Below are 3,247 nucleotides of genomic sequence, written 5' to 3'. Positions count from 1 at the left end.
CACATTACCATTCCATACTTAACTGACGAAGATTTGGTCAAAGAATCTGTTAAGAAATTGTTCGAATAGGAAAAACTTGTCCCCCAACTTCTGAACTGAGCTAGGCCTCACACCTAGCTCAGCTGGAAGTTCCACTTTATTCACTTTGTAATTTTAATAACATATAACACGAGGTAATATCTTATGGCAAAAATTGTTGAATGTATTCCTAACTTTTCTGAAGGCCGCAACCAAGCGGTCATTGACGGTCTAGTGGAAGTAGCTAAGAGCGTGCCAGGTGTAACACTTCTGGACCACTCTTCTGATGCCAGCCACAACCGCAGCGTCTTTACCTTGGTTGGTGATGATCAAAATATTCAGGAAGTTGCCTTTCGTTTGGTTAAATACGCTTCTGAAAATATTGACTTGACCAAGCACCAAGGTGAACACCCTCGTATGGGCGCAACTGATGTCCTGCCTTTTGTACCTATCAAGGACATCACAAGTGAGGAATGCGTAGAAATTGCGAAGACCGTATCTGAGCGGATTAACCGTGAGCTCGGTATCCCTATCTTCCTCTATGAAGATGCAGCAACTCGTCCAGAGCGTAAAAATTTGGCTAAGGTTCGTAAAGGTCAGTTTGAAGGCATGCCAGAAAAACTCTTGGAAGCCGACTGGGCACCTGACTACGGTGAAAGAAAGATTCACCCAACTGCTGGTGTCACTGCTGTTGGTGCTAGAATGCCGCTCATCGCCTACAACATCAACTTGGATACAGACAATTTGGAAATTGCCAACAACATTGCTAAAGTTATCCGTGGTTCAAGCGGTGGTTACAAGTACTGTAAGGCTATCGGTGTAATGCTGGAAGACCGCAACATTGCTCAGGTTTCTATTAACATGGTCAATCTGGAAAAATTCCCACTCTATCGTGTCTTTGAAACTGTTCGCTTTGAAGCTAAGCGCTACGGAGTTGGAATCCTCGGCTCAGAAGTCATCGGTTTGGCACCAGCCAAGGCTTTGATTGACGCAGCAGAATACTATCTGCAAATCGAAGACTTTGACTACGGCAAGCAAGTTCTGGAAAACCATTTGCTGGGCTAGGAGGACAGAAACCTATGAAATTAGTAGATTTAAGCTTGACAGAATTTGCCCAGGTCCTAGGCTCAGATGCTCCTGCACCAGGAGGTGGCTCTGCTGCTGCTCTTTCCGCAGCGAACGGTATTTCCCTGACCAAGATGGTCTGTGAATTGACCCTTGGCAAGAAAAAATATGCAGAATTTGAAGCAGAAATTGCTCTAGTGCATGCAGAAAGTGCCCGCCTCCAAGAAAGCCTGCTCACAGCTATCGACAAGGACACTGAAGCCTTCAATCTGGTCTCCGCCGTCTTTGATATGCCTAAGGAGACAGAGGAAGACAAGGCTGCCCGTCGGGAAGCGATGCAACAAGCCCTCAAAGAAGCGACCAAGTCACCTTATGGCATGATGGAAGACATCTTAGCTGCCCTGCAAACAACTCAAAAAGCTGTTGGCAAGTCCAATACCAATGCTGCCAGCGACCTGGGAGTAGCAGCTCTCAATCTTAAGGCTGGCCTGCAAGGGGCTTGGCTCAATGTCCTCATCAACCTGTCAGGTGTCAAGGATGAAGCATTCGTCGCAGACTACCGCAGCAAGGGGGAAGAACTCCTACAAAAAGGCTGCGCTCTAGCCGATGAAATTTATCAAGAAATTTTGAAAGTTGTCTAATAAATAAACGGAAGAGAAGTCCGCTCTTTTCCATGAATGGACTTCCTTTTCTCAAGAGGTAACAATATGGTTTTATCAGATATTGAAATTGCTAATTCGGTTCAAATGAAGCCCATCAAAGAGGTGGCAGAAAAGCTAGGAATTGCTGAGGATGCCTTGTCTCTTTATGGAAATTACAAGGCAAAAATCAGTGCCGGCCAACTAGAAGCCTTAAAAGACAAGCCAGACGGTAAACTGATTCTCGTGACAGCTATTTCTCCGACACCAGCCGGAGAAGGTAAGACCACGACTTCTGTCGGATTGGTCGATGCTTTGGCTGCAATCGGTAAAAAAGCCGTTATCGCTCTGCGGGAACCTTCACTTGGACCTGTCTTTGGTATCAAGGGCGGAGCTGCTGGCGGTGGGCACGCTCAGGTTGTACCTATGGAGGATATCAACCTCCACTTCACTGGTGACTTCCATGCCATCGGTGTTGCCAACAACCTGCTGGCGGCCCTCATTGACAACCACATCCACCATGGCAATGCCTTAGGCATTGACTCTCGCCGCATCACTTGGAAGCGGGCAGTGGATATGAATGACCGGCAACTGCGCCACATCGTAGACGGCTTGCAAGGTAAAGTCAACGGTGTTCCGCGTGAAGATGGTTTTGACATCACAGTTGCTTCTGAGGTTATGGCTATTCTCTGTCTGTCAGAAAATATCACTGACCTCAAGAACCGTTTGGAAAAAATCATCATTGGCTACAGCTTTGAAGGTAAGCCAATAACTGCTAAGGATTTGAAAGCTGGTGGCGCTATGGCGGCTGTCCTCAAAGACGCCATCCATCCAAACTTGGTTCAAACCCTGGAACACACGCCAGCCTTGATTCATGGCGGACCTTTCGCCAACATTGCTCATGGCTGTAACAGTGTCCTAGCTACCAAGCTGGCTCTCAAATATGCCGACTATGCAGTTACAGAAGCTGGTTTCGGTGCTGACCTGGGTGCTGAAAAATTCATTGATATCAAGTGTCGTACATCTGGTCTTCGTCCATCGGCTGTAGTTCTGGTTGCTACCATCCGCGCTCTCAAGATGCACGGTGGTGTGGCTAAGAGCGACCTAGCTGAAGAAAATGTCCAAGCCGTTGTAGATGGTCTTCCAAACTTGGAAAAACATCTGGAAAACATTCAAGATGTTTATGGCCTGCCAGCAGTCGTTGCCATCAATAAATTTCCGCTGGATACCGAAGCAGAATTGCAAGCAGTTTATGACGCCTGCCAAAAACGCGGGGTTGACGTAGTGATTTCTGACGTCTGGGCCAATGGCGGAGCCGGCGGTAAAGAGTTAGCTGAAAAAGTCGTTGAACTGGCCGAAGGAGACAATCACTTCCAATTTGTATATAATGAAGAGGACTCCATTGAGACCAAGCTCAACAAAATTGTTACTAAGGTTTATGGAGGCAAGGGCGTTCGCCTGACTCCTGCCGCTAAACGCGAGCTCAAACAACTGGAAGAGCTAGGCTTCTCCAACTATCCTATCTG

Annotated in this window: 3 protein-coding genes; all 3 read left to right on the top strand. The window is 47.2% G+C overall.

The window, feature by feature from the left end:
- The first annotated feature begins 183 nt into the window (after window positions 1-183).
- On the top strand, window positions 184-1,083 hold the full coding sequence (ftcD, locus tag RWS39_RS09405) for a glutamate formimidoyltransferase (RefSeq protein WP_045634096.1): 900 nt from the start codon (window positions 184-186) through the stop codon (window positions 1,081-1,083).
- A gap of 14 nt (window positions 1,084-1,097) precedes the next feature.
- Window positions 1,098-1,724 (top strand): cyclodeaminase/cyclohydrolase family protein, encoded by a 627-nt coding sequence (locus tag RWS39_RS09400; RefSeq protein ID WP_012130841.1) that lies wholly within the window; start codon window positions 1,098-1,100, stop codon window positions 1,722-1,724.
- Window positions 1,725-1,790: 66 nt separating this feature from the next.
- A partial coding sequence (locus RWS39_RS09395) for a formate--tetrahydrofolate ligase (protein WP_314482902.1) occupies window positions 1,791-3,247 on the top strand: 1,457 nt, incomplete at its 3' end.

Source organism: Streptococcus cristatus (genome assembly GCF_963529205.1).
Taxonomy (GTDB): Bacteria; Bacillota; Bacilli; order Lactobacillales; family Streptococcaceae; genus Streptococcus; species Streptococcus cristatus_O.
The sequence above is the reverse complement of the archived record's forward strand: the minus strand, read 5'-3'. Positions and strand labels throughout refer to the sequence as shown.